Origin of the sequence: Streptomyces sp. NBC_00775 (genome assembly GCF_036347135.1) — a bacterium.
GTDB classification, from domain to species: domain Bacteria; phylum Actinomycetota; class Actinomycetes; order Streptomycetales; family Streptomycetaceae; genus Streptomyces; species Streptomyces lutosisoli.
The window spans coordinates 3,161,102-3,185,189 of sequence record NZ_CP108938.1; the positions used below are offsets into that span (position 1 = coordinate 3,161,102).

A 24,088-nucleotide genomic window follows, 5' to 3' on the forward strand; every position below is an offset into this window, starting at 1 on the left:
GCCCGGCTGGTGGCATGCCGCCGGTGAGCGTCACGCGTGCCGGTGGCCGGTGTCCTGGAGGCGTGGGGATGACCCGTCGGGACCATGGCGTCTTGGTGCCGGTACCGGGAGGAGCCACCATGCCGACGCCACCGCCAGTGCCGCGCCCAGCGCGATCGCTTCGAGGCGGGTCAGGAGGAGGCTCTGTGCGTCCTGGCCGTAGTAGCCGAGGAGGAGGGAGAGGGCGGTGGTCATGCCCGCCGCCCAGTACGCGTAGTTCAGCGGGCGCAGCCACAGGGCGAGGGCCAGGACGACGAACATCAGGACGACGGACGTCCGGCCGGTGATCCCGGCCATGGCCACCCCGGTGGCCAGTACCGTTCCCGCGCAGGCCCCTACGAAGCGTTCGACTCCCTTGCGTGCCACGTCGTTTCGGCCTCGGTTGCCACTCGCCGCCACATACGCCGTGAGGACCACCCACGGCCAGTGCTGGTCGAAGAGCAGCCGTCCGAGGGCGAAGGCCCCGGCGACGGCGGCCGCCATCTGCACGGCCATGCGTGTGCTCGGGCGGGGGCGCAGCCGGGTGGGGCGCCGGGGGCGGTCCGGCGCGGGTTCGGGCCGCCAGGGGCCAAGGCGGTCGGCCAGCGCCTGGACCAGCCGGACGCAGCCGCACGCCAGCACCCCGATCAGCGCCGCCCAGCCCCAACTCACCAGCGCGGACTGGGCCTTGGGCGGCAGCGTGGGGCCCGGCATCACGAGCAGGGCGATGAGCGGCAGCGTCATCAGGGTCCCCGCCTTCGTCGCGGCCGGGCCGAAGCGGCGGATCCAGATCGGCAGGGAGATAGCGAGGGTGAAGACGGCGGCGCCGGCCGCGTAGTGATCCGCCACGAGGTGGCCGAGCAGGATCGAGACTCCGGCCACGGCGGGCAGCAGCACGAAGGACATGAGCCGTCCGCGGGTGTCCGCGGTCCGCTGGACGCTCGCCAGGGGGAGGGTCAGGGCGACCGCGAGGACGAGGACGTCGGCGTGCAGTCCGACGGCACCCTCCAGCCACAGGGCGGCGGCCCAGCAGAGCAGCACGGCCGTCATGGTCAGCGAAGCTTCGTAAGCGTTGCGTATGAGTTTGACGGTCACCGTGCAGATGGTACGCCAGGCGAGAGCGGTCAAGATAGGCCGCAATAGATGCGCAACAGTACGCAGTCGCGTACGATCCACCCATGGACCAGCTCTCCCGCGCCGCCCATATCCGCCGCGGCATCATGCGGCTCAACCGCCGGCTGCGGCAGGAGCGGGGCGACGGTGCGCTCACCCCGAATCAGCTGGGGGTGCTCGGGCATCTGCGGCGGCACGGGCCCGCGACACCCGGCGAGGTCGCGGCGGCCGAGCGGCAGCGGCCGCAGTCGCTGACCCGGGTCTTCGCCGAGCTGGAGGCGGACGGGCTGATCGCCCGGGAGCCCGGCACCGCCGACCGGCGCCAGTCCGTGCTCACGCTCACCGCGGAGGGGCGCCGCGCGCTGGAGCGGGACATGGCCGAGCGAGACGTCTGGCTGGCCGCGGCGCTCGGCACGCTGAGCGAGACCGAGCGCGAGGTGCTGCGGCTCGCGGGTGCGCTGATGGACCGGCTCGCGGACGCCGAGGTATCCGAAGCCGACCGAACCACGGGTCCCGGTAACTGAACCACCGGTCCCGAAACTGGACTACCGGTCTCCCGGTAATTGAACTGCGCGTCCCAATACGGGACTTCCTCTGGTCCTGAAGGGGCTGCGTCGGCGCTCTCCCTCAGAAGCCTCCGCCGAAGTCCCCTCCCCCGCCGAAGTCGCCGCCTCCGCCGTCCCCGAAGCCGCCGCCGAAGTCGCCGGGGTCGAAGTCGGAGCCCGAGACATCGCCGCCGTCGTAGCCGCCGGCGCCGAAGTCGCCGTACCCGGAGCCGTAGTCGGCCGCGTACGAGGGGCTGGACATCATGCTGCCCAGCATCGTGCCGATGAGGAGGCCGGGCAGTACGCCGCCGCCGAAGTAGCCGCCCGCCCAGGGGCCGTACGCCGGGCCCGCGTCCCAGTACGGGCGGCGACCGTAGTCCGTCTCGACCTCGCGGATCGCCGGGTCGGCGCCGTCGGCGAGGCGGGCCCGGTCCGCCGCGCAGACCGGGACCTCGCGGGACGCGCCTTCCGCGGGGGTCCAGGTCGCGTCGGCGACGGAGGGACCATGGCGCGGGTCGAAGAAGCAGGGGGCGCGGCGCTCGGGGATCGGGCGGCTCTCGCGGCGCGCGGCGAGCACCGCGAGCGAGAAACGGCCGTCCTCCAGGGATTGCGTGACCGCTCGTACGTCCTCGGGGCGCGTTGCCGCGGCCATATACGCCTTCGCCTGCTCGTACGCGTCCAGCGCGCGCTCGTAGTCCGCCCGCATCGCGTCGTCGGCGCCCGCTTCGGCCGGGTGGAAGTCGAGACGGTCGAGTTCCTCGCCGAAGGCCGTGATGTCCTCGTCGACCACGACGCGGAGTTTGTCCAGTGCTTCCTGTTGTTCCCGTGCCTTACGGCGGCGGTCGCGGCGTACGAGGGTGTACGCGCCCGCGCCGCCCGCGACGACCACAGCACCGAGCACGATCAGGGCGCCCGTGGAGACGCCGCTTCCCTTGTCGCCGTCGCCGCTCCAGCTCGCCGGGGCCGAGCCGCCGATGTTGCTGAGCGCGCGGTCCGTGAAGTCGTTCAGCTGGGTGTTCGTGTTGTTCTCGCCCTGGACGCTGGTGACCAGGTTCTGTACGGCGGTGCGGGGCATCACGGCGGAGTCGGCGCGGGCGTCGAAGCGGGTGCCGAGTCTAATGGCGTACAGGCCTGTGATGCCGGTGGAGGTGCGGAGGTTCTGGAAGAGGTTCTGGGTGGGGAAGCCGGCGGGGAGGACTGCTATGAGGATGGGCTTGTCCGCGTGCTCGATCTTCTTGGCCAGGGAGTCCGCGTCCGTGGTGGAGAGCTGGGCTGCGGCGGCGGGGTCTACGTAGACCGGGCTCTTTCTGAGGGCCGCTGCGATGGTGGAGATGTCGGTGGACGCGTGGGCGGTGGGGGCGGGGGTTGCGAGCGCCGTCAGGGCGGCCAGCATCAGTGCGATCAGCAGGCCTGGGAGTCCTCGGGCGAGTACGGCCTTCATGTCTTCGAAGCTACCCGAAGGTGCGCAAATCTGGACATCGGGGCTGGTATTTCGCCCCCGCCGCCCCTACCCGTCCCATCCGTACCTGGGGGCTGCGCCCCCAGACCCCCCTAAAAGATTGCGCAGTTCCCCGCGCCCCTTTTAGGGGCGCGGGGAACGGTTCTAGGCGGCTCTGTATGCCTCCGTCAGGCTCGCTATCGCCGAGGCGTAGTGGCCGGTCAGAAGGAGGTGGTCGGCGTTGGCGAAGGGTTTGGTGGTGGTGGGGGTGAGGGTCTGGCCGAGTTTCTGCTGGACCAGGAGGCGGGCCTGGGTCACGGCGGCTCGGCCGGCTTCGGCGGAGCCGGTGCGGTCTGCGGCCTCGGCGGCCCGGGCGAGGGCCTTCAGGGTCACCGCGCCGCCTGCGGGCACCTTGGTCAGGGTCGTCAGGCCCCAGCCGTACGGGAACTGCGGATCGTACGACGTGTCACCGACGTTGATCGGGAGCTGGGACTCCGACTTCGGCCAAGTGACCGGGAGTTGACCGGTGAACGCCCGCGTGCCGTACAGCACGTCCGCCACTCCGTCGCCCTCCGTTCCCGGCAGCCAGGAGGCGACCAGCGCGTCGATGCCGGCGAGACGGTCGCCGATCAGTTGCGGGCGGCCCGAAACGATCAGCACCGCACACTTCATGGCCGCGCACACCTTGTCGACGGCCGCTTCGTCGGCCGCGGTCAGTTCCAGGTCGTTGCCGTTGCCCACGTCGCCCACGCCCTCGGCGTACGGGGTCTCGCCGACGACCACCACGCCCACGTCATAGCCGGACGTAGGTGCCGAGGCGTCCTTCGAGTACGTGACGTCACCGCCCGCGCGTCGCATGCCCTCCAGGATCGTCGTGCCCTGGGTGACGGGACCCGACGCGCCCTGCCAGGTGACGGTCCAGCCGCCGGTCTGGTTGCCGATGTCGTCGGCGTTCGATCCGGCGACGTACACCTTCTGGGACTTCTTCAGCGGCAGGACGCCGGCCGAGTTCTTCAGCAGGACCTGGGACTCGGCCGCCGCCTCGCGGGCCACCGCCCGGTGCGCGGGTGAACCGATTGCCGCCGCGCCGCTCGTGTCGGCGTACGGCTTTTCGAAGAGGCCCAGCTTGAACTTCTGGGTGAGGATCCGCGAGACGGCGTCATTGACCCGGCTCTCGCTGATCCTGCCCGCCTTCACCTCGTCGATCAGTGTCGTACGGAAGTCCTTGTACGCGTACGGGACCATGATCATGTCGAGGCCGGCGTTGACGGACGTACGGACGTCGGACGCGTAGTCGCCGGGGATCTGGTCGATGGCCGCCCAGTCGCTGATGACGAAGCCGTCGAAGCCCATGCGGTCCTTGAGCACGCCGTTGATCATGTCCGCGCGGGCGTGCATCTTCACCGGGCCCTGGCCGTCGCCGAGGATGTCCAGCGAGGAGTAGGACGGCATGACCGAGCCGATGCCGCGGTCGACCGCCGTCTGGTAGGGCGAGAGATGGATGGCCTCCAGCTCCTCGCGCGTGACCTTCGTGATGCCCTGGTCGATGGTGTACGAGCCCGTCGTGGACGAGCCGTACTCCGTGCCGCCGTCGCCGGCGAAGTGTTTGGCGGTGGCGAGCACCTTGTCGTCGTCTTTCAAGTCCTTGCCGCTGCGGGCGCCTTGGAGGCCTTGGATGATCGTCTCCATGGACTTGACGAGCGCCGGGTCCTCACCGAAGGACTCGTACGAGCGGCCCCACCGTTCGTCGCGGGTCACACAGAGGCAGGGGGCGAAGTCCCACGGGATGCCGGTGGCGCGGACTTCCGATGCCGTCACCGCGCCGGTCCGCTCGGCGAGCCGGGGGTCGCGGGTCGCGCCGATGCCGATGTTGTGCGGCATGATCGTCGCGCCGGTGAGGTTGTTGTGGCCGTGTACCGCGTCCACGCCGTAGATCAGCGGGATCTGGAACCGCGTTGCCTGCGCCCGGAGTTGGAAGGCGTCGATCATCTTCGCCCAGGCCGCGGGGGTGTTGGGGGTGGGAGTGGAACCGCCGCCGGAGAGGAGCGAGCCGAGGTCGTACGTCGCGATGTCGCCTTGCGCCGTCAGCGCGCCGCGCTCGGCCTGGGTCATCTGCCCGGCCTTCTCCTCCAGTGACATCCGCGACACGAGGTCGGCGACCCGCTTCCTGAGCGGCAGCTTCGCGTCCAGGTACGGCAGTCCGTGGGCGTCGATGACGACCTGCGGGGTCTCGGCGGGGGCCTTCGCGCCGGTGACCGTGAGCTTGAGGGGGATCGTCTCGGCCGCTTCGGCGGACTTGTCCTTCAGCGTGGACACCTGGACCGTGCGCGAGGCGCCGGACGCCGTGCCCGCCGGGAAGGTGATCTCGCCCTTGACCGGTGTGTAGTCCTTGCCGGACTCGGCGGTGCCGCCCGCGCTCTCGTACGCGACGGTCACGGGCTCGTCGATCGGGGCGGAACCGGTGGTGGCGACGGACACCCGCACCGTGGCCGTGCCGCCCTCCTTCACCGGATAGACGGCGGAGTCCGTGCGGACGCTCGCCCGCAGGGACTGGTCCGCCTTGCCGTACAACTCGACGTCGTCCATGGCGAACTGGCCCTTGACGCCGACCGGGAGAGTGACCGCGTACCCCCACATCCCGGTGAGACCGAGGACCTGGTCGATGCCGCCGACGGGCTGGTAGTCCGTGCGGTAGACAAAGTCCGTGAAGGGGATCTCGATCTGCTTCCAGCCGGTGAAGTCGTCCGTGAAGGACGTCGTCCACAGCTCGGAGGCCTCGCCGTTCGCACCGCCGTCCTTGATCTCGAACGCGGTCTTCTTGCCGGTGTTCTGGCCGTCCCACCAGAACCGGATGCCCTTGTGCGCGGACCAGTCGTGGGCGGGCTGGCCGGCGGCGAAGTCGTGGGTGAAGCCGCCGTAGCCGCTGATGTCGTAGGTGCCGGTGAGGACATTGGCGCCCTCGGGGGCGTCCGACCGTGCGGTCAGGGCGAGTTGGGGCGGGTCGTCGTTGTCGCTGCCCCAGGTGAAGATGCCCTCGGCGGGCTGGCTCGCGAAGGGCACCTCGCCTTCGAAACGGTCGACGGGGACAGGGGCGGGGTCATCGGCCGCCTGTGACACGGCCGGTGACAGCAGCGCGGCCAACAGGGCGGTGGAGACGAGCAGGGCGGTTCTTGGCATGGACCTTCCCTCGGCTCTGGGGCTCTGGTTCACTCTGGTTCGCACAGTTCACTCATGACTTAGATCACGCCGTGAGTTAACTAACGGCCCGCAGACCCGTCAAGACGTCTCGTCAGGAAGGGCGACGCTTTCATGTCCAGGAGAACCCCCCGCACGGCCCGGCTGTTACTGGCCGGACTGCTCTCCGTGGCCGGCCTCACCGCGGCCGTACCCCCCGCGCACGCGGCCGGTGAACAGGTGACCGCCTGGCTCACCACCACCGACGACACCGGCGGACGGCATGTCGTCCGCGGGCTCCAGGCCCAGACACCGTTCGCCTTCCAGTCCGGCAGCGGCGGCAGCGGCGAGAACATCACCGTCGACGAGAACACCCGCTATCAGACCTTCACCGGCGGCGGCGCGTCCTTCACGGACACCGCGGCCTGGCTGATGAACAGCAGCGGAGCACTGTCGGCGGCGACCCGGAACGCGACCATGCAGAAGCTGTTCTCGCCGACGGACGGGATCGGGCTGTCGTTCCTGCGCAATCCGATGGGCGCGTCGGACCTGGCGCGGTACGGGTACTCGTACGACGACGTAGCGGCCGGGCAGACGGACCCGAACCTGACGTCGTTCTCGATCGCGCACGACCTGGCCGACGTGGTGCCGCTGACCAAGCAGGCGCTCCAGCTGAACCCCTCCCTGACCGTGATGGCCTCGCCCTGGACCGCGCCGGCCTGGATGAAGGACAGCGGGTCGCTCAACGGGGGCTGGCTGAAGTCCGAGGACTACGGGGCGTACGCCACCTACTTCGTCAAGTACCTTCAGGCGTACAAGGATCAGGGCGTTCCGGTGTCGTACGTGACCGTCCAGAACGAGCCGACGTGCTGCTCCGGCTATCCGTCGATGAGCTGGAACGCCTCGGGACTGGCGTACTTCACGAAGAGCGAGCTGCTGCCGAAGCTCCAGGCGGCGGGGCTGTCCACCAAGGTCCTTGCCCACGACTGGAACTGGGACGTGTACGACTCCTACGCGGCCTCGACCGTCGACGACGCGGCGGTCCGCTCGCACCCGAACTTCGGCGGGATCGCCTGGCACGGCTACGGCGGTGACGTCACCAAGCAGACCACCGTCCACAACCAGTACCCCACGCTGGACGCCTTCGGCACCGAGCACTCGGGCGGCACCTGGATCGCCAACCAGCAGCGCGAGGACATGAACAACATCATCGACTACACCCGGAACTGGGCGAAGTCGGTCACGAAGTGGTCGCTGGCTGTGGACCAGAACATGGGCCCGCACAACGGCGGTTGCGGCACCTGCACCGGGCTGATCACCGTGCACAACGGGGACGGCGCGAGCGGGACCGTCGACTACACGATCGAGTACTACACGATGGGGCATCTGACGAAGTTCGTACGGCCGGGTGCCCAGCGGATCGCCTCCACGGCGTCCACCGCCGTGCCGAACGTGGCGTGGCGCAACCCTGACGGCAGCAAAGCGCTCATCGCGTACAACGACGCTTCGACCGCGAAGACGGTCACCGTCAACTGGGGTGGGCAGCACGCGACTTACTCCCTGCCCGGCAAGACGTCCGCCACCTTCACCTGGTCGGGGACACAGGCCGGGGGCGGCAACCAGACCGGGGCGTTCGTGGGGCTCGCCGGCAAGTGCCTTGATGTGGCTGGGGGTTCGAGCACCAACGGGACGGCCGTGCAGCTCTACGACTGCAACGGGTCGACCGCGCAGCAGTGGACGGTGCAGACCGACGGGACGGTGCGGGCGCTCGGCAAGTGCCTTGACGTGACGTCGGCTTCGACCGCCGACGGCGCGAAGGTCCAGTTGTACGACTGCAATGGAACCGGTGCACAGCAGTGGTCGTACAACTCCGCCGCCGGTGATGTGGTGAACACAGCGGCGAACAAGTGCCTCGACGTGACCGACAACTCGTCGGCGAACGGGGCACGGGCACAGATCTGGTCGTGCACCGGGGCCGCCAACCAGAAGTGGCACTTGCAGTAGCCGCGTCGGCGGAGGGGTGGGGGCATGAGGCGTACGGGGGTGGCCGTTGTGGGTGCGGTCGCGGGGTGTCTGCTGCTGGGCGGGTGCAGCCCGGCACAGCTGCCGCTCGTGGCCGTCTGGCTGAACGGGGACGGCACGCCGGTCGCCACCGTGCGGCTGTGCGACGGGGACCACGGCAGCCGGGCCGAACTGCACAGTTGGCCCACCAGCCACGCGGGCGCCACTGAAACGGACGCCCAGGACACCGGCTGGCAGCCGGAGTTCGGCGAGCAGGTCGAGGTCTCCACGGCGACGTTCCCTCTCTTCTCGCCACCCACCGCCTGGCAGACGGAGGCGACCGGGCCTCAGCGGCTGCGGCCCGGTCGCACCTACGCCCTCGATGTCACCGGCCCCCGCTCCGGCTGGTCCCCGTACGACGTCTGGGTCTACTTCACCACCGAGGATCTGAACCGGCTGAAGCCCGGCCAGGTCTGGGCCGACGGCCGTGCCATGAGCCGGCACGCCTTCGAGGACCTTGTCGACGACAAGTGCTGAGGGGGCGCGCGGTGACATGGATGCGACGACGCGAGGCGGCGGTGGCCGATCCGACGACCCGGATACGGCGACGCGTGGCCGGATTGGCGAGTGCCGTGGGTGCGCTGGCGCTGTTGAGCGGGTGCGGGGCCGAGCTGCGCCCCTTGGCCGCGGTCTACCTGGACGCGTCCGGCGCCCCACGGGCGCTGCTGCGGCCGTGCGGCGACGACCTCGTCCAGGGGCTCGGCCTCACCGGCGTGCCGGACACGGCGGACTCCGGCTCCGATTCCGTCCGCAACCGCTCCGGCTGGAAGGTCCCCGGCAAGCGGCACGGCTCCGACGCCGACTTCCCGCTCTTCTCGCCGCCACGGCAGTGGCACAGCCGCGCGGCCGGGGAGCAGCGGCTGGTGCCGGCGTACACGTACGAACTCGCCTTCGGGAAGGCCGAGTACAACTACGAGTACACCGGCACGGTCACCTTCCGGCCCGCCGACCTGAACCGGCTCAAGCCTGGCCAGGTCTGGGCCGACGACCGTGCCATGAGCCTCGGCGAGTTCGAGAGACTCGCCGAGGACTCGTGCTGACGCGTCGCCGGGGCCGCTAGGTCAGGGCCTAGGCCGCGGGCTCCACCCCGGCCCGCAGCAGCCCGTACGTGTACGCGTCCTCCAGGGCCTGCCAGGACGCGGCGATGACGTTCTCGGCGACGCCCACCGTGGACCACTCGCCGGTGCCGTCCGAGGTGGAGATCAGGACGCGCGTCGTGGACTGGGTGCCGTGCTTGCCCTCGAGGATGCGGACCTTGTAGTCGACGAGCTCCAGCTTGGCGAGCTGGGGGTAGATCTTCTCCAGGGCGACCCGGAGGGCGCGGTCGAGGGCGTTGACCGGGCCGTTGCCCTCGGCGGTGGCGACGATGCGCTCACCCTTGGCGAAGAGCTTGACCGTGGCCTCGTTGGCGTGGGTGCCGTCGGGGCGGTCCTCGACGATGGCCCGCCAGGACTCCACCTCGAAGTACTTCCGGGCCTTGCCCTCGGCCTCCGCGCGGAGCAGGAGCTCGAAGGACGCGTCGGCCGCCTCGTACGTGTAGCCCTGGAGCTCGCGCTCCTTGACGCGGTCGACGACCCGGCCCACCAGCTCGCGGTCGCCGCTGATGTCGATGCCGAGCTCTTTGCCCTTGAGCTCGACGGAGGCGCGGCCCGCCATGTCGGAGACCAGCATCCGCATGGTGTTGCCGACCTGCTCGGGTTCGATGTGCTGGTACAGGGCCGGATCGACCTTGATCGCGGAGGCGTGCAGGCCCCCCTTGTGGGCGAAGGCGGAGACGCCCACGTACGGCTGGTGCGTGGCGGGGGTGAGGTTGACGACCTCGGCGATCGCGTGCGAGATCCTCGTCATCTCGCGCAGGGCGCCTTCGGGGAGCACCTTCTTGCCGTACTTCAGCTCCAGGGCCGCCACCACGGGGAACAGGTTCGAGTTGCCGACCCGCTCGCCGTAGCCGTTGGCCGTGCACTGCACGTGGGTCGCGCCCGCGTCCACCGCGGCCAGGGTGTTCGCGACCGCGCAGCCCGTGTCGTCCTGGGCGTGGATGCCGAGCCGGGCGCCGGTGTCCGCGAGGACCGTGGCGACGACCGCCTGGACCTGGGCCGGGAGCATGCCGCCGTTGGTGTCGCAGAGTACGACCACGTCGGCGCCCGCCTCCGAGGCGGCGCGGACCACGGCCTTCGCGTACTCCGGGTTCGCGCGGTAGCCGTCGAAGAAGTGCTCGCAGTCGACGAAGACCCGGCGGCCGTGGGAGCGGAGGTAGGAGACCGTGTCGCGGACCATCTCCAGGTTCTCTTCGAGGGTGGTCCGCAGGGCGAGTTCCACATGGCGGTCATGGGACTTCGCCACCAACGTGATCACCGGGGCTCCGGACTCCAGCAGCCCCTTGACCTGCGGGTCCTCGCTCGCCTTGGCTCCCGCGCGGCGGGTGGAGCCGAACGCCACCAGCTGGGCGTGCTTGAAGTCGATCTCCTGCTGGGCGCGGGCGAAGAACTCGGTGTCGCGCGGGTTGGCGCCGGGCCAGCCGCCCTCGATGAAGCCCACCCCGAAGTCGTCCAGGTGCCGTGCGATGGCCAGCTTGTCCGCCACGGTGAGGTTGATGCCCTCACGCTGCGCGCCGTCGCGCAGGGTCGTGTCGAAGACGTGGAACGAATCGTCGAGCTCGCTGGTTTCGGTCATGGTGTTCGGCTCCTGATGTCGGATCTCGGTCTGTACCGGAATGACCGGCTCCACCGTCCCCCAATACTCCCTCGCGCTCTCTTCCCGGCTTGAGGTGGGCCAGGAAAACGAAAAACCTCTCGCGGGTGCGAGAGGTCTGCGCGCGGGTCGAGGACGACGGTGTCCGCCCGTACGTGGTGGTACGTGGCGGTCACTGCGGACCGGCGCGCCTGCTGCCAATAATCATGGCGAACGAGAGCACGGGGGCAGTCTGGCACATACCGCCCCCGTGCTCACGGGGTGTCTCAGGATGCGAACAGCGCGTTGGTTCAGCGCACGGTGAGGAACACGTCCGAGGCCCCGTTGGTGTCCCCCGGCACCAGGTCGTCGGCCGTGGAGCTGAAGACGACGGCACGGCCGTGCCGGGTGACCGCGCCCGGAAGGGCGGTCGCGCCCGCCGGGCCGACGGTGTGGCGTTCGCCGGTGCGCCGGTCGAGCAGCACCAGCCCGTCGTCCTCGGTCAGCAGGACGTGCCGCAGGGTGCTGTCGGCCGCGTCGGCGACCCCGTCGGCGATCCGCTGGACAAGGTCGGTGCGCAGGTCGCGTACGTACGTAGCCGACGTCCCGTCCTGTGCCCGGGAGTTGAAGAGGACCCGGCTGCCGTCGGAGGAGAGCTGGACGAGACCGGCCGCGGTCCCCGTGTCCACCCGGCGCGTCTCGCCCGTGTCGCGGTCCTTGACGTAGAGCTGGACGACGGCGCCCTGGCTGGTGCGGACGAGCAGGCCGTACGCGACGGTGCGGCCGTCCGCGCTGAGCGAGGCGCCCATGATCATGCCCTCGGGCGGCAGCGGCGAGATCTGCTCGTCGGTGCCGGTGGCCAGGTCGCGGACGTACAGCACGCGGGCGTACTGGTCACCGGCCCGATTACCGATCGTGTACGCCGCCTGCCGGCCATCGGCGCTGATCGCGGCGGCCTCGCCCAGCTCGTAGGAGGCGGTGTCGGGCAGCTGGGCCGGCCACAGCTGCTGTGTCTCCCCGGTCACACGGTCGTAGACGTACGGCTTCGGGTAGCGGTTGCCGTTGGAATACGCGACGCGGCGGCCGTTCGCGCTGAGCACCGCGTGCGTGGTGTAGAGCATGTCCTCGGGCACCTGGGCCAACGTCCCGGTGCGCAGGTCCTTCACGTACACGCGGGTGTCGTAGCCGCCCGTGGGGTCCGCCGAGACGAAGACGGCGTACCGGCCGTCGGAGCTGACCGTGCTGCCGGACGACGCGGCCGTGAGCTGGACACCGCCGGTGCCGGTGCTCACCCGCTCGGTTCCCGCCGGCGCGGCGTGGGCGGGGGTCACGGTCAGGGTGAGCGCGGCGGCCAAGGCGGCGGCGCTCCACAGCGACGGTCTCATCGGCGCCCCTCCGGTTCCCGTACGAAGATGTCGTCGACCCCGTTGCCGTCGCCGGGGACGAGGTTCGTGGCCGCCGAGGAGAAGGCGGCCCGGCTCTGACTGAGCGATACCGTGCCCGCGGCGCCGTCCGCCTGGGTGCCGTCGGCGGCGACGCTCACGCGCTCGACGGCGCCCGTCCGCAGGTCCTTGACGAAGACGTCGGCGACGCCGTTGGTGTCACCGGGGACGAGGTTGGTGGCGCTGGAGACGAAGGCGACGCGGTGGCCGTCCGCGCTCAGAACCGCGCCCTGGCTCGGGCCGTCGGGCTGGGTGCCGTCGGTGGCGGTGCTCACGCGCACGGTCTTCTGCCGCTTGCGGTCGAAGAGGAACACGTCGGTGTAGAAGTTTTTGTCGTCGGGGACAAGGGAGCTCACATTGGAGTTGAAGGCGACCAGCCGGCCGTTCGCGCTGATGGATCCGTCCCACGAACTCTGCTTGTAGACGTAGCGGGTGGGCAGGCTCACCTGTTCCGTCGTGCCCTTCACGCGGTCGCGCACATACACGTTCAGGGCGTGGGTGTAGTCGTGCGAGGGGTCCAGCTGGTCCGCCGTGTCGAAGACGACGAACCGGCCGTCCGCACTGAACGAGGTCGCCCCGGAGTCGCTTTCGCCGAGGGTGCCGTCGGTGCGGTACTGGATCAGCTCGGTGCGGCCGGTCCTGCGGTCGAGGACGATCGCGTCGTCCCGGCCGTTGGTGTCGCCGGGCGCGGCGTCCGGGGTCGCGGTGGTGTACGACACGAACCGGCCGTTCGCGCTGATCACGGGCGAGTAGTTGAGCCTGTAGCGGGGCGGTGCGTCCGGGTGGCCGGTGCTGATGCGCTGGGTTCGGTGTGTTCTGCGGTCGTGGAGGTAGATGTCGTCGAGGCCGTTGTCGTCGCCCTTCGCGAGTGCGGCGGTGGTGGCGAAGACGACGTAGCGGCCGTCCGCACTGATCGCGGGGTGGTCGGCCGGGCCCTCGGCGACGCGCTGGGTGCGGCCGGTCCGCAGGTCGCGTACGAACACGTCCGCGACACCGTTCGTGTCCCCGGGCACGAGGTTGCCTGCGGCCGAAGTGAACGCCACATAGCGGCCGTTGGCACTGATCGCGGGCGCGGCGGACGCGCCGTCGCCCTCAAGTCCGCCGGTGGCGGTACTGATCCGCTCGACGCGTGGTGCGTGCGGGGCCGCCATGGTGGTCGGGACGGCGGCTCCGACGAGCCCGAGCACCATGGCGGCACCTAAGGACACACGTGCGGCAGTGGACATGATTTCCCCCGGGAATCCTGTCGTCCCCCGGTCCCGCACCGGGGGCTCATCCGGATGCAACCGCACCACGCACCCCGGGTCAATGCGTTCGATTACGTACAACCCGGGCGACTGATCGACCGTCCGCGAGCCCCGGAAGCCACCACTGTCAGCCGAGCGACTCGTCCAGGAACTCCCTTACGTGGGACAGGATCTGGGCACGGTCGGTGCCGCGCAGACCGATCGCCACATGGATGGAGAAGCCGTCGAGCAGGGCGCGCAGCCGGGCGGCGAACCGGTCCGGGTCGACGGCCCGGAACTCGCCGCGCGAGACACCCTCCGCGATCAGCGCCACCAGGTCGCGGTGCCAGGCGCCCTCGATGGCGACCTGTCGCTCGCGGGCGTCGTCGTCGGCGTTCTGCGAGCGGTTCCAGACCTCCAGCCAGAGCGTCCAGTGCGGGTCGCGGTGGCCGTCGGGGACGTACAGGTCGACGTACGCGTCGAGGCGTTCGCGGGCGGTTCCCCGTGCGGCCAGCAGTCGGCCGCGCTCCCCGCCGAGGCGGCCCTCGCTCCACTCCAGGGTCTGCAGCAGCAGCTCGTCCTTGGAGCGGAAGTAGTAGAGGAGATGGCCGCTGCTCATGCCGACCTCGCGGCCGAGCCCCGCCATGGTGAGCTTCTCCAGACCGCGCTCCGCGATCATGTCCATGGCGGCGGCGAGCACGTCCTCCCGCGGGGGCGCGTTCTTTCGCGCACCGGCCATCGCCCGACTCCCTAGATCTTCGGCTGCTGCTGGGTGATGCAGTGGATGCCTCCGCCGCCCGCGAAGATCGTACGTGCGTCCACGAGTGTCACCGTGCGCTCCGGGAACAGCCGGCGGAAGATCCCGGCCGCGATCTCGTCGCGCGGGTCGTCGAAGCCGCAGAGCACGACGCCGCCGTTGCAGAGGTAGTGGTTGATGTAGGAGTAGTCCGCCCAGTGGCCGTCGGCCTCCAGGACGGTCGGGGCCGGGACCTCGACGACCTCCAGACGGCGGCCGCGCGCGTCGGTCTGCGCCTTCAGCAGGCCGATGATCTCCTTGCTGACCTCGTGGTCGGGGTGCGCCGGGTCCTGCTGGGAGTGCGCGACGACCACGCCGGGGCGCGCGAAGGCGGCCACGATGTCGACATGGCCGAGCGTGCCGAAGCCGTACGGAGGATAGTCGCCGGTCAGTCCGCGCGGCAGCCAGATCGCCTTGCGGGTGCCGAGCTGGGCGTGGATCTCCGCCTCGACCTGTTCGCGGGTCCAGTCGGGGTTGCGCTCGGGGCCGAGCTGCACGGTCTCGGTGAGCAGCACCGCGCCCTCGCCGTCGACGTGGATCGCGCCGCCCTCGTTGACCAGCTTCGAGGCGTACGTACGCGCTCCGGCGAGGTCGGCGACGTACGCACCGATCTTGGAGTCGTGCTCCCAGCGGGCCCAGTCCTGGGCGCCCCAGCCGTTGAACGTCCAGTCCACGGCGGCGAGTTCGCCCTTCCCGTTGGTGAGGAAGGTGGGGCCTATGTCGCGCATCCAGGCGTCGTCGAGTTCGCGTTCGACGGTGTCGATGTCCGGGCCGAGCAGCGCCCGCGCGTCGGCCGACTGCCCCGGCCCGACCACGACCGTGACCGGTTCGAAGCGGCGGATCGTCCGGGCCACCGCCGCCCAGGCCGCCCGCGACTCGGCGAGGTCGTCCGGGTTGTCGAAGGTGGGGTTGGGGCCCGGCCACGCCATCCAGGTGCGCTCGTGCGGGGTCCACTCGGCGGGCATACGGAAGCCGTCGGCGGCAGCAGACATCGGGGGGTCCTTAGGGGCGGTGAACATCAGAGGAAGTAGAGGCGGTTGAGGGATACGGAGTCGGCGGGCTCGGAGCGCAACGGGTCGCCGTCGAGGGTGACCAGCCCGGTGCGCTGGTCCACGTCGACGGCTCCGGTACGGGAGTTGAGCCGCAGGTCGGCGGGGCCGATCCCGCGGGTGCCGCGCACGGCGACCCGTCGGCGGCGCGTCGGCATGCGGTCGTTGCCCTGGTCGAGCGCGGCCTGCGCGACGAAGGCCACCGAGATCTCGGCGGGTGTCGCGCCGTGCGCCCCGAACTGCGGTCCCAGGACGAGAGGTTCGCAGGTGTCGGTCGCCGCGTTGGGGTCGCCGACGACTCCGTACGCCGGGAAGCCGGACTTCAGCACGAGCTGCGGCTTGGCGCCGAAGTACTCGGGCCGCCAGAGCACGATGTCGGCGAGCTTGCCGACCTCGATGGAGCCGACCTCGTGGGCCAGGCCGTGCGCGATGGCGGGGTTGATGGTGAGCTTGGCCATGTAGCGCAGGACGCGTTCGTTGTCGTGGTCCTCGGGGGCGCCGAGCTCGGCCTTCATCTTTCCGGCCATCGCGAAGGTGCGGCGTACGGTCTCGCCCGCGCGGCCCATGCCCTGCGCGTCCGACGAGGTGATGCCGATCGCGCCCAGGTCGTGCAGCACGTCCTCGGCGCCCATCGTGCCGGCCCGGATCCGGTCGCGGGCCATGGCCGCGTCGCCGGGCAGGTCGGTCTTCAGGTCGTGGACGGAGACGATCATCCCGTAGTGCTCGGCGACCGCGTCGCGGCCGAAGGGCAGGGTGGGGTTGGTGGAGGAGCCGATGACGTTCGGAACGCCCGCCATTTTCAGGACGTTCGGCACGTGTCCACCGCCGCAGCCCTCGATGTGGAAGGCGTGAATCGTCCGCCCTTCGAGGACCCGCAGCGTGTCCTCGACCGACAGGCACTCATTCAACCCGTCACTGTGCAGGGCGACTTGGACGTCGTGCTCCTCGGCGACACGCAACGCGGTGTCGAGCGCGCGGGTGTGGGCGCCCATGTCCTCGTGGACCTTGAAGCCGCTCGCGCCGCCTTCGGCGAGGGCCTCGACCAAGGGTGCGTCGGAGGACGACGAACCCCGGCCCAGGAAGCCGATGTTGACCGGCCAGGCGTCGAAGGCGCTGAAGGCGTGGCGCAGTGCCCAGGGGGAGTTGACGCCGACGCCCCACACCGGCCCGAACTCCTGGCCGATGATCGTGGTCACGCCGGAGGCGAGCGAGGCCTCCATGATGCGCGGTGACAGCAGGTGGACGTGGGTGTCGACGGCTCCGGCGGTGGCGATCAGCCCCTCGCCCGAGACGATCGAGGTCCCCGTACCGACCACCACGTCCACCCCGTCGAGGGTGTCGGGGTTTCCGGCCCGCCCGATCGCGCAGATCCGCCCCTCGCGAATGCCGATGGAGACCTTGCGGATCCCCTGGACCGCGTCGATCACCACGACATTGCTGATGACGACGTCGCAGGTCTCGCGGACGGCGGCGGCCTTGAGGTGCAGCCCGTCGCGGGCGGTCTTGCCGAAGCCGGCGAGGAACTCGTCGCCGTACTTCTGGGCGTCGGACTCGACGCGGATGGTCAGCCCCGAGTCGCCGAGGCGGACGCGGTCACCGGCGCGGGGTCCGTGGGTGGCGGCGTAGGCGTAGGGATCGACGCCGCCGCTCATCGGTTCGACGCTGCTCATCGGTCTGCTCCCTGAGAATCGGCTCCCTGAGAATCCGCCCCCTGAGGCTCGGCTCCCAGAGGCTCGGCTCCGAGATATCCGCAGGCGGCGGCCCTGCGCAGGGCTTCTTCCTTCGCTCCGGGCGCGTCCAGCGGCCCGTCGACCAGACCGGCGAACCCGATGGCGATCCGCTCGCCGCCGATCGGCACGAGCCCGACCTCGACGCTCTCCCCCGGCCCGAAGCGCACGGACGACCCGGCGGGCACGGCGAGCCGCCTCCCGTAAGCCGTCTCCCGTACGAAGTCGAGGCGCGGATTGGCTTCGAAGAAGTGGAAGTGGGAGGTCACGGAGACGGGCACGGTCGCGGTGTTCGTCACCGTCAGGCGGACGACCGCCCCGGGCTCGGTGTGCACCGGCCCCGGCAGCAGCGCACCCGGGCCCCGCTCCCCCAGGCCGCCCGCGCCGATGGGATCGCTCACCACCGCGAGCCGGGAACCGTCGTCGAAGACGGCCTCGACATGCACCTCGGTGACGACGTCCGCGACGCCCGGCAGGACGTCGTCGGGGCCGAGCACGGAGCGGGCCGCCTCGATGGCCTCGGCGAGCCGGCGCCCGTCGCGGGCGGCCTCGCACACGGTGTCCGCGATGAGCGCGGTCGCCTCCGGCACATTGAGCCTGAGGCCGCGCGCCTTGCGGGCCCGGGCCAGTTCGGCGGCCGAGAACAGCAGCAGCCGGTCACGTTCCGTGGGGGTCAGTCTCACGTCCCGACACCTCCTTGCCTTCCTCGCTTTAGAGCATCACTCTAAACGGAGGATTCATGAAACGGAAACATTGACGGGCGACCTTCGAAGACGTCACATTGAACGTCGCTCTAACTTTCAGAGCATCGCTCTCACACCCAGAGCGTCGCTCACACTCTCAGGCGGCCGTCGAAGGAGACCAGCCATGCCGATCGAACAGCGCGGAGTCGACACCATCCCGGACGAGGAGCGCACCAGCGGGCCACGGGATCTGATGTCGATCCTGCTGGGCTCCAACCTCTGCCTGGGCGTGATCATCTTCGGCTGGCTGCCGCCGTCCTTCGGGCTCGACTGGTGGTCGTCGGTGAGCTCGATCGTGGCGGGCACGGTGATCGGCACGGCACTGACGGCGCCGCTCGCCCTGGTGTCACTCCGTACCGCGACGAACCTCTCCACCTCCTCCGGCGCCCAGTTCGGCGTACGGGGACGGCTGGTCGGCTCGGTCGTCGGCCTGCTCCTCGCGCTCGGCTACACCGCGCTGACCGTGTGGATCGGCGGCGATGTGATGGTGAGCGTGCTCGGCCGGCTCTTCGGGCTGCCGGACAACGGACTGTCGTACGCCGTCGTCTACGGGCTGCTGGCGGCGGCGACAGTGGCGGGCGCGGTGTACGGCTACCGGGTGCTGCTGGCCATGTCCCGCGTCCTGGCGATCGGCATGACGGCCCTGCTGGTCGTCGGCGTGATCGCGTACGCCCCGCACTTCACCACCGGAGCGCTCCCGGAGACCGGCGGCTATCTGCTCGGCTCCTTCTGGCCGACGTGGCTGCTGGCGGCGGTGGCGGCGGGCCTGTCGGGCCCCATCGCCTTCATCACCCTGCTCGGCGACTACACCCGCTACATCTCCCCGAAGCGCCACTCCTCCCGCACGGTCCTGCACGCCACCTGGCTGGGCCTGATCGCCGGTCTCCTGGTCCCGCAGCTCTTCGGCACCTTCACGGCGTACGCGGCCCGCGCGGCCCTCGACTACGCCGGCCCGCTGGTCGCCGCGTCCCCCACCTGGTACCTGATCCCGCTGCTGCTGGCCGCCTCCGCGGGCTCGGTCGGCAACGCGGGACTCATGCTCTACTCCATGGGCCTCGACCTCGACGCGATCCTGCCCCGCGCCTCGCGTGCCCGGGCCACCTGTACCGTCGCCGTCGTCGCCACCGTCTGCGTCTTCGTCGGCCACTACGCGTGGAACGCGCAGTCCGCGATGACGTCCTTCGTGCTCCTGCTCACGGCGATCGGCACCCCCTGGGCCGTCATCACCCTCATCGGCTTCGCCCGCTGCCGCGGCGTCTACGACCCGGACGCCCTCCAGGTCTTCAACCGCCGCTCGCGGGGCGGCATCTACTGGTACCGGGGCGGCTGGAACATCCAGGCCGTGGTGGCGTGGGCCCTCGGCGCGTTCACCGGTCTCCTCGCGGTGTCCCTCCCCTCGTACGAGGGTCCGCTGCTGTCGGTGACGGGCGGGGTGGACTGCAGCTTCCTGCTGTCGGGCGTGGTCGGCGGTCTGGTGTACCTCGCGCTCACGCCCCGGCAGGCGTCAGCCGGTCTCCAGGCCCGGGAGGAACTCGCTCCCGCCGAAAGCGGGCGGTAGGCCGGCGGCGGCGGGTGGGTGGAGGTTGTTTGTTTGACCGCGGGCCGGTGGGGGTTGCTCGCGCAGTTCCCCGCGCCCCTTAAGGGGCGCGGGGAACTGCGCAATCCGTCCAGGTCGGTCAGGCCAGCGGGTGCATCCAGCCGTGCTTGTCCTCGCTGACCCCGCGCTGGATGTCGAGGAGCGCCTCGCGCAGCCGCAGCGTGACCTTGCCGGGCTCCCCGCCGGCCTGCTGCCACTCGGCGCCGGTGCGCTTGACGGTGCCGACGGGGGTGATGACGGCGGCGGTGCCGCAGGCGAAGACCTCCGCCAGCGTGCCGTTCTCCGCGTCGCGCTGCCACTGGTCGATGGAGACGCGCCCCTCCTCGGCCTCGTAACCGAGGTCGCGGGCGAGGGTGAGGAGGGAGTCACGGGTGACGCCCTCCAGGATGGAGCCGGTGAGGGTCGGCGTGACGATCTTGTCGCCGTACACGAAGTACAGGTTCATACCGCCGAGTTCCTCGATCCACTTGCGCTCGACGGCGTCCAGGTAGCAGACCTGGGCGCAGCCCTCGGCGGCCGCCTCGGCCTGGGCGAGCAGGGACGCGGCGTAGTTGCCGCCGGTCTTGGCGTCGCCCATGCCGCCGGGCACGGCGCGGACGTGGTCCTCGGAGACCCAGATGGAGACGGGCTTGACGCCGCCCGGGAAGTAGGCGCCGGCCGGCGAGGCGATGACGAGGAAGAGGTACTCGTTGGCGGGCTTCACGCCCAGGCCGACCTCGGTCGCGATCATGAACGGGCGCAGGTACAGGGACTCCTCGCCGCCGTGCGCCGGGACCCAGTCGCGGTCCTGCTGGACCAGCACGTCGCACGCCTCGATGAACGTCTCCACCGGAAGCTCCGGCATGCCGAGGCGGCGGGCGGAGGCCTGAAAGCGCTTGGCGTTCTTGTCGGGGCGGAAGGTGGCGACGGAGCCGTCGGCCTGGCGGTACGCCTTGAGGCCCTCGAAGATCTCCTGCGCGTAGTGCAGGGTCATGTTCGCCGGGTCGAGGGAGAGCGGACCGTACGGAACGAGCTGGCCGTCGTGCCAGCCACGGCCCTCCGTCCACTTGATCGTCACCATGTGGTCGGTGAAGTGGCGGCCGAACCCGGGGTTGGCCAGGATCGCCTCGCGCTCCGCGTCGGAGAGCGGACTGGCGGAGGGCTTGAGCTCGATCGTGGGCTGCGTCATGAGTGGTTGTCCTTCACCGGTTGTATGTGACGGGCCGCATTGCTCGGTACTGCACTCGGTACTGCAAGGGAGGCCCAGTGCTAGGACGTCCGAGCATTCCCTCATTCCGCGGCTCCGCGTTCGATTATCGCGCGTATGGGGCTGCGGACGAAAACGGTGTGTTTACGGCCCATGGGATTGCCCACGGGTTGATGGTGGCACCCGGCGAGGGCATAGGAAAAGCCGCCGGGTGCGGCAGCGACCCGGCGGCTTCTACGCAGATGTGTGGAGGCGGCGGGTCAGCCAGCTACTCGTACGGCCAGGGCGTCGCCGATTTCCTGGGTGGAGCGGGCGGGCTGCCCCACGCGCTCGGCGAGGTCGGCGGCGACGGCGTCCTCGATGCGGGCGGCCTCGGGCTCGTAGCCGAGGTGGCGCAGCAGGAGGGCGACGGACAGGACGGTGGCGCTGGGGTCGGCCTTGCCCTGGCCCGCGATGTCGGGCGCCGAGCCGTGGACGGGCTCGAACATCGAGGGGAACTCGCCGCTCGGGTTGATGTTGCCGGAGGCGGCGACGCCGATGCCGCCGGAGACGGCCGCGGCGAGGTCGGTGATGATGTCGCCGAAGAGGTTGTCGGTGACGATCACGTCGAAGCGCGCGGGGTCCGTGACGAGGTAGATCGTCGCGGCGTCCACGTGGATGTAGTCCGTGGTGACCTCGGGGAACTCCTTGGCCACCTGGTTGAAGATGTTCGTCCAGAGGTGGCCCGCGAAGGTCAGCACGTTGTTCTTGTGAACCAGCGTCAGCTTCTTGCGCGGACGGGCCTGGGCACGGGCGAAGGCGTCCCGGACGACACGCTCGACACCGAACGCCGTGTTGACGGAGACCTCGGTGGCGACCTCGTGCGGGGTGCCCTTGCGGATGGTGCCGCCGTTGCCGGTGTACGGGCCCTCGGTGCCCTCGCGGACCACGACGAAGTCGATCTCGGGCTGCCCTGCCAGCGGGGTGGCGACACCCGGGAGGAGCTTCGACGGCCGCAGGTTGACGTGGTGGTCGAAGGCGAAGCGCAGTTTCAGCAGGAAGCCGCGCTCCAGGACGCCGGACGGAACCGAGGGGTCGCCGATCGCGCCGAGCAGGATCGCGTCGTGCTGCTTCAGGGCGTCCAGGTCCGCCTCGGTGAGGGTCTCACCGGTGGCGTGGTACCGCTTGGCGCCGAAGTCGAACTCCTTGGTCTCCAGCTTCACATCCTGCGGGAGGACGGCGGAGAGGACCTTGAGTCCCTGGGCCACGACCTCCTGGCCGATGCCATCACCGGGGATCACTGCGAGATTGATGCTGCGAGACATGACGGCACCGTACTCCTTGTCCCATGGGATGACACGCTATGTCCGCCATACGGACACGTCGGCATCGGAGCACGCCTACCCGTCGACGTCCGTTCACCCGTACGTATGGCGGCTGTTGGGGCGTGCTGGGAAGTTCACCACCATGGACACACCCGACGTCGGCATTCCCCCGCAGCTCGCGCGCCGGATGAGCATGGCGGAGCAGTACGAGTATCTGCGGACGAAGCTCACGCGGCGGCGCGCGCTGGTCACGGCGGGCGCGTTCGCGGGCGGCGGGCTGCTGGCCGGCTGCGCCACGGGCACCAAGAGCCCCTCCCCCTCGTCCACCACGACGCCGAGCCCCGCCACGAGCCGCGTACCCGGTTCCGTCGTCACGCCCTTCGGCCGTCACCTCGCCTTCGGCGCGGACCCGAAGACGCAGATGCGGATCTCCTGGCAGGTGCCGTTCGCGGTCAGGAAGCCGTACGTACGGGTGGGGTTGAAGCCCTGGGGGCTGAGCCGGAAGATCGAGGCCGAGGTCCGCGATCTGCACACGCCGGGGCTGGCGGGGCAGCGGCTCGCGCTGGACCAGTACTACCTCCACGCGGCGCTCGACGGTCTGCGCCCCGGGACGACGTACTACTACGGCGTCGGCCACGAGGGATTCGATCCCGCGTCCCGGGATCGGCACTCCACGGTCGGCTCCTTCCGCACGGCGCCCGCGAGCTCCGAGAAGTTCGTGTTCACCGCCTTCGGCGACCAGGGCGTCACCCCGGACGCGCTCGCCAACGACAAGGTGCTCCTCGGCCGGCAGCCGTCCTTCCATCTGCACGCGGGCGACATCTGCTACGCGGACGTGGTCGGCCTGGGCAAGGACTCGGACGTCTACGACCCCGGCGCCTGGGACCTGTTCCTCAAGCAGACCGAGTCGGTGGCGAAGTCGGTTCCGTGGATGGTGACGACCGGCAACCACGACATGGAGGCCTGGTACTCGCCGAACGGGTACGGCGGCCAGTCGGCCCGCTGGTCACTCCCGGACAACGGCTTCGACGCGCGCAACGCGCCGGGCGTCTACTCGTTCACGTACGGCAATGTCGGGATCGTGGCGCTGGACGCGAACGACGTGTCGTACGAGATCCCCGCCAACAAGGGCTACACGGACGGCAAGCAGACGGCCTGGCTCGACAAGCGGCTCGGTGAACTGCGTAAGCAGGTCGACTTCGTCGTGGTGTTCTTCCACCACTGCGCCTACTCGACGTCGACGCACGCCTCCGACGGGGGTGTGCGGGACGCCTGGCTGCCGCTGTTCGCCAAGCACCAGGTGGACCTGGTGATCAACGGGCACAACCACGTGTACGAGCGGACCGACGCCATCAAGGGCGGCACGGTGGGCAAGCCGGTGCCGGTCGGCGCGTCGACCGATCCCACGCGGGACGGGATCGTGTACGTCACGGCGGGCGGCGCGGGCAAGAGCCTGTACAGGTTCCCCGCCGGGGTCAAGGACAGCTACGAGGGGAAGGTCACCCGCCACGAGTCCGTGGACACCTACCACTGGACGAAGTCGCAGCAGCAGAACAAGGACACCGTGGAGTGGTCGCGGGTGCGGTACACCGGCTTCTCCTTCCTCTCGGTGGAGGCGGAGGCCGGCACGTCACCGCGGCTCAAGGTGTCGGCGCTCGCGCAGAGCGGCAAGCGCATCGACTACTTCGAGGTGCGGCGCGGGGCGTGAGCATTCCGAGGTGCGGCGCGGGGCAGGAACCTCGCGCCGCACCCCGTGCGGGTGCGGCTCCCGGTACGGGGTGGGCCCGTCAGCGGACCCATGGGCCTCAGTGGCCCGTCGCGCCGCCGTTGTCCCTGCGGTCGAGGGCGCGCTGGAGCGCGGCAGCGGCGTTCTTGCGGTCGGACTCGCTCGAACGGGAGATGTGACGGACTCGGCGGACGGTCGTCTCGGCCATGATGAATCGACTCCTTGCCTCCGGAGAAGCCCGGGAAGGGCAGCCGGAAGTGGGGTGAGATTTAC

The 24,088-nt window shown here is 70.4% G+C and carries 19 protein-coding genes; 6 read left to right on the plus strand and 13 right to left on the minus strand.

Features of this window, described 5'->3' with window-relative positions:
* Positions 1-30: 30 nt before the first annotated feature.
* Positions 31-1,113 carry an FUSC family protein gene (locus OIC96_RS14050; protein WP_330307516.1) on the minus strand — a complete coding sequence of 361 codons (1,083 nt, stop codon included), beginning with the start codon at positions 1,111-1,113 and terminating at the stop codon, positions 31-33.
* Between the two features lie 83 nt (positions 1,114-1,196).
* Between OIC96_RS14050 and OIC96_RS14055 the strand changes: the two genes are divergently transcribed.
* A complete protein-coding gene (locus OIC96_RS14055; RefSeq protein WP_330307515.1) occupies positions 1,197-1,655 on the plus strand; it encodes a MarR family winged helix-turn-helix transcriptional regulator in 459 nt (152 codons plus the stop codon).
* 103 nt (positions 1,656-1,758) lie between these two features.
* Here the strand turns inward: OIC96_RS14055 and OIC96_RS14060 are convergent, their stop codons facing one another.
* Complete coding sequence (locus tag OIC96_RS14060; RefSeq protein ID WP_330307514.1) at positions 1,759-3,117, minus strand: hypothetical protein; 1,359 nt, start codon at positions 3,115-3,117, stop codon at positions 1,759-1,761.
* Positions 3,118-3,279: 162 nt separating this feature from the next.
* A complete protein-coding gene (locus tag OIC96_RS14065; protein ID WP_330307513.1) occupies positions 3,280-6,291 on the minus strand; it encodes a glycoside hydrolase family 3 protein in 3,012 nt (1,003 codons plus the stop codon).
* Positions 6,292-6,423: 132 nt separating this feature from the next.
* On the opposite strand from OIC96_RS14065, the gene OIC96_RS14070 reads away from it, so the two are divergent.
* The 3 genes from OIC96_RS14070 to OIC96_RS14080 are packed head-to-tail and all read left to right on the plus strand — an operon-like array spanning position 6,424 to position 9,389.
* Entirely contained in the window at positions 6,424-8,292 is a 1,869-nt protein-coding gene (locus tag OIC96_RS14070) for a ricin-type beta-trefoil lectin domain protein (RefSeq protein ID WP_330307512.1), read from the plus strand.
* Between the two features lie 24 nt (positions 8,293-8,316).
* Positions 8,317-8,826 (plus strand): hypothetical protein, encoded by a 510-nt coding sequence (locus OIC96_RS14075; protein WP_330307511.1) that lies wholly within the window; start codon positions 8,317-8,319, stop codon positions 8,824-8,826.
* Positions 8,827-8,846: 20 nt separating this feature from the next.
* A complete protein-coding gene (locus OIC96_RS14080) occupies positions 8,847-9,389 on the plus strand; it encodes a hypothetical protein (RefSeq protein WP_330307510.1) in 543 nt (180 codons plus the stop codon).
* Positions 9,390-9,417: 28 nt separating this feature from the next.
* Here the strand turns inward: OIC96_RS14080 and cimA are convergent, their stop codons facing one another.
* The 7 genes from cimA to ureA form a co-directional block, all read right to left on the minus strand.
* Positions 9,418-11,022, minus strand: a complete 1,605-nt coding sequence (gene cimA, locus OIC96_RS14085; RefSeq protein ID WP_330307509.1) for a citramalate synthase — start codon at positions 11,020-11,022, stop codon at positions 9,418-9,420.
* Between the two features lie 308 nt (positions 11,023-11,330).
* A complete protein-coding gene (locus OIC96_RS14090; protein WP_330307508.1) occupies positions 11,331-12,404 on the minus strand; it encodes a hypothetical protein in 1,074 nt (357 codons plus the stop codon).
* Entirely contained in the window at positions 12,401-13,651 is a 1,251-nt protein-coding gene (locus OIC96_RS14095) for a TolB family protein (RefSeq protein ID WP_330307507.1), read from the minus strand. The genes OIC96_RS14090 and OIC96_RS14095 overlap by 4 nt, the downstream gene beginning before the upstream one ends.
* A gap of 184 nt (positions 13,652-13,835) precedes the next feature.
* Positions 13,836-14,426 (minus strand): TetR/AcrR family transcriptional regulator, encoded by a 591-nt coding sequence (locus OIC96_RS14100; protein ID WP_330307506.1) that lies wholly within the window; start codon positions 14,424-14,426, stop codon positions 13,836-13,838.
* A gap of 11 nt (positions 14,427-14,437) precedes the next feature.
* Positions 14,438-15,475 carry an agmatine deiminase family protein gene (locus tag OIC96_RS14105; RefSeq protein ID WP_330307505.1) on the minus strand — a complete coding sequence of 346 codons (1,038 nt, stop codon included), beginning with the start codon at positions 15,473-15,475 and terminating at the stop codon, positions 14,438-14,440.
* Positions 15,476-15,501: 26 nt separating this feature from the next.
* Positions 15,502-17,202, minus strand: coding sequence for an urease subunit alpha (locus tag OIC96_RS14110; protein ID WP_330307504.1), 1,701 nt, complete (start codon positions 17,200-17,202; stop codon positions 15,502-15,504).
* Complete coding sequence (gene ureA / locus OIC96_RS14115) at positions 17,199-17,942, minus strand: urease subunit gamma (protein ID WP_330307503.1); 744 nt, start codon at positions 17,940-17,942, stop codon at positions 17,199-17,201. Before ureA ends, OIC96_RS14110 begins: the two co-directional genes overlap by 4 nt.
* A 184-nt stretch (positions 17,943-18,126) precedes the next feature.
* Here ureA and OIC96_RS14120 point away from each other — a divergent pair, with 184 nt between their 5' ends.
* Positions 18,127-19,560, plus strand: coding sequence for a cytosine permease (locus OIC96_RS14120; RefSeq protein ID WP_330307502.1), 1,434 nt, complete (start codon positions 18,127-18,129; stop codon positions 19,558-19,560).
* A gap of 118 nt (positions 19,561-19,678) precedes the next feature.
* Here OIC96_RS14120 and OIC96_RS14125 read toward each other — a convergent pair whose 3' ends face one another.
* Together OIC96_RS14125 and OIC96_RS14130 are read right to left on the minus strand one after the other, a co-directional pair.
* Positions 19,679-20,767: a branched-chain amino acid aminotransferase gene (locus OIC96_RS14125; protein ID WP_330307501.1), complete on the minus strand. Its 1,089-nt coding sequence runs from the start codon at positions 20,765-20,767 to the stop codon at positions 19,679-19,681.
* 278 nt (positions 20,768-21,045) lie between these two features.
* Positions 21,046-22,089, minus strand: a complete 1,044-nt coding sequence (locus OIC96_RS14130; RefSeq protein WP_327431956.1) for a 3-isopropylmalate dehydrogenase — start codon at positions 22,087-22,089, stop codon at positions 21,046-21,048.
* A gap of 142 nt (positions 22,090-22,231) precedes the next feature.
* On the opposite strand from OIC96_RS14130, the gene OIC96_RS14135 reads away from it, so the two are divergent.
* Positions 22,232-23,797: a purple acid phosphatase family protein gene (locus tag OIC96_RS14135; RefSeq protein WP_330310298.1), complete on the plus strand. Its 1,566-nt coding sequence runs from the start codon at positions 22,232-22,234 to the stop codon at positions 23,795-23,797.
* Positions 23,798-23,894: 97 nt separating this feature from the next.
* On the opposite strand, the gene OIC96_RS14140 is transcribed toward OIC96_RS14135, so the two are convergent.
* Positions 23,895-24,023: a hypothetical protein gene (locus OIC96_RS14140; RefSeq protein WP_268240522.1), complete on the minus strand. Its 129-nt coding sequence runs from the start codon at positions 24,021-24,023 to the stop codon at positions 23,895-23,897.
* Positions 24,024-24,088 lie beyond the last annotated feature (65 nt).

Bases quoted from the DNA above. Each gene is read 5' to 3' on its own strand.
- OIC96_RS14060 (WP_330307514.1), bottom strand. From the start codon at position 3,117: ATGAAGGCCGTACTCGCCCGAGGACTCCCAGGCCTGCTGATCGCACTG.
- OIC96_RS14075 (WP_330307511.1), top strand. From the start codon at position 8,317: ATGAGGCGTACGGGGGTGGCCGTTGTGGGTGCGGTCGCGGGGTGTCTG.
- OIC96_RS14120 (WP_330307502.1), top strand. From the start codon at position 18,127: ATGCCGATCGAACAGCGCGGAGTCGACACCATCCCGGACGAGGAGCGC.
- OIC96_RS14090 (WP_330307508.1), bottom strand. From the start codon at position 12,404: ATGAGACCGTCGCTGTGGAGCGCCGCCGCCTTGGCCGCCGCGCTCACC.
- OIC96_RS14125 (WP_330307501.1), bottom strand. From the start codon at position 20,767: ATGACGCAGCCCACGATCGAGCTCAAGCCCTCCGCCAGTCCGCTCTCC.
- OIC96_RS14105 (WP_330307505.1), bottom strand. From the start codon at position 15,475: ATGTCTGCTGCCGCCGACGGCTTCCGTATGCCCGCCGAGTGGACCCCG.
- OIC96_RS14070 (WP_330307512.1), top strand. From the start codon at position 6,424: ATGTCCAGGAGAACCCCCCGCACGGCCCGGCTGTTACTGGCCGGACTG.
- OIC96_RS14055 (WP_330307515.1), top strand. From the start codon at position 1,197: ATGGACCAGCTCTCCCGCGCCGCCCATATCCGCCGCGGCATCATGCGG.
- OIC96_RS14065 (WP_330307513.1), bottom strand. From the start codon at position 6,291: ATGCCAAGAACCGCCCTGCTCGTCTCCACCGCCCTGTTGGCCGCGCTG.
- OIC96_RS14100 (WP_330307506.1), bottom strand. From the start codon at position 14,426: ATGGCCGGTGCGCGAAAGAACGCGCCCCCGCGGGAGGACGTGCTCGCC.
- OIC96_RS14130 (WP_327431956.1), bottom strand. From the start codon at position 22,089: ATGTCTCGCAGCATCAATCTCGCAGTGATCCCCGGTGATGGCATCGGC.
- OIC96_RS14135 (WP_330310298.1), top strand. From the start codon at position 22,232: ATGGACACACCCGACGTCGGCATTCCCCCGCAGCTCGCGCGCCGGATG.
- cimA (WP_330307509.1), bottom strand. From the start codon at position 11,022: ATGACCGAAACCAGCGAGCTCGACGATTCGTTCCACGTCTTCGACACG.
- OIC96_RS14080 (WP_330307510.1), top strand. From the start codon at position 8,847: ATGCGACGACGCGAGGCGGCGGTGGCCGATCCGACGACCCGGATACGG.
- OIC96_RS14140 (WP_268240522.1), bottom strand. From the start codon at position 24,023: ATGGCCGAGACGACCGTCCGCCGAGTCCGTCACATCTCCCGTTCGAGC.
- OIC96_RS14095 (WP_330307507.1), bottom strand. From the start codon at position 13,651: ATGGTGCTCGGGCTCGTCGGAGCCGCCGTCCCGACCACCATGGCGGCC.
- OIC96_RS14110 (WP_330307504.1), bottom strand. From the start codon at position 17,202: ATGAGCAGCGTCGAACCGATGAGCGGCGGCGTCGATCCCTACGCCTAC.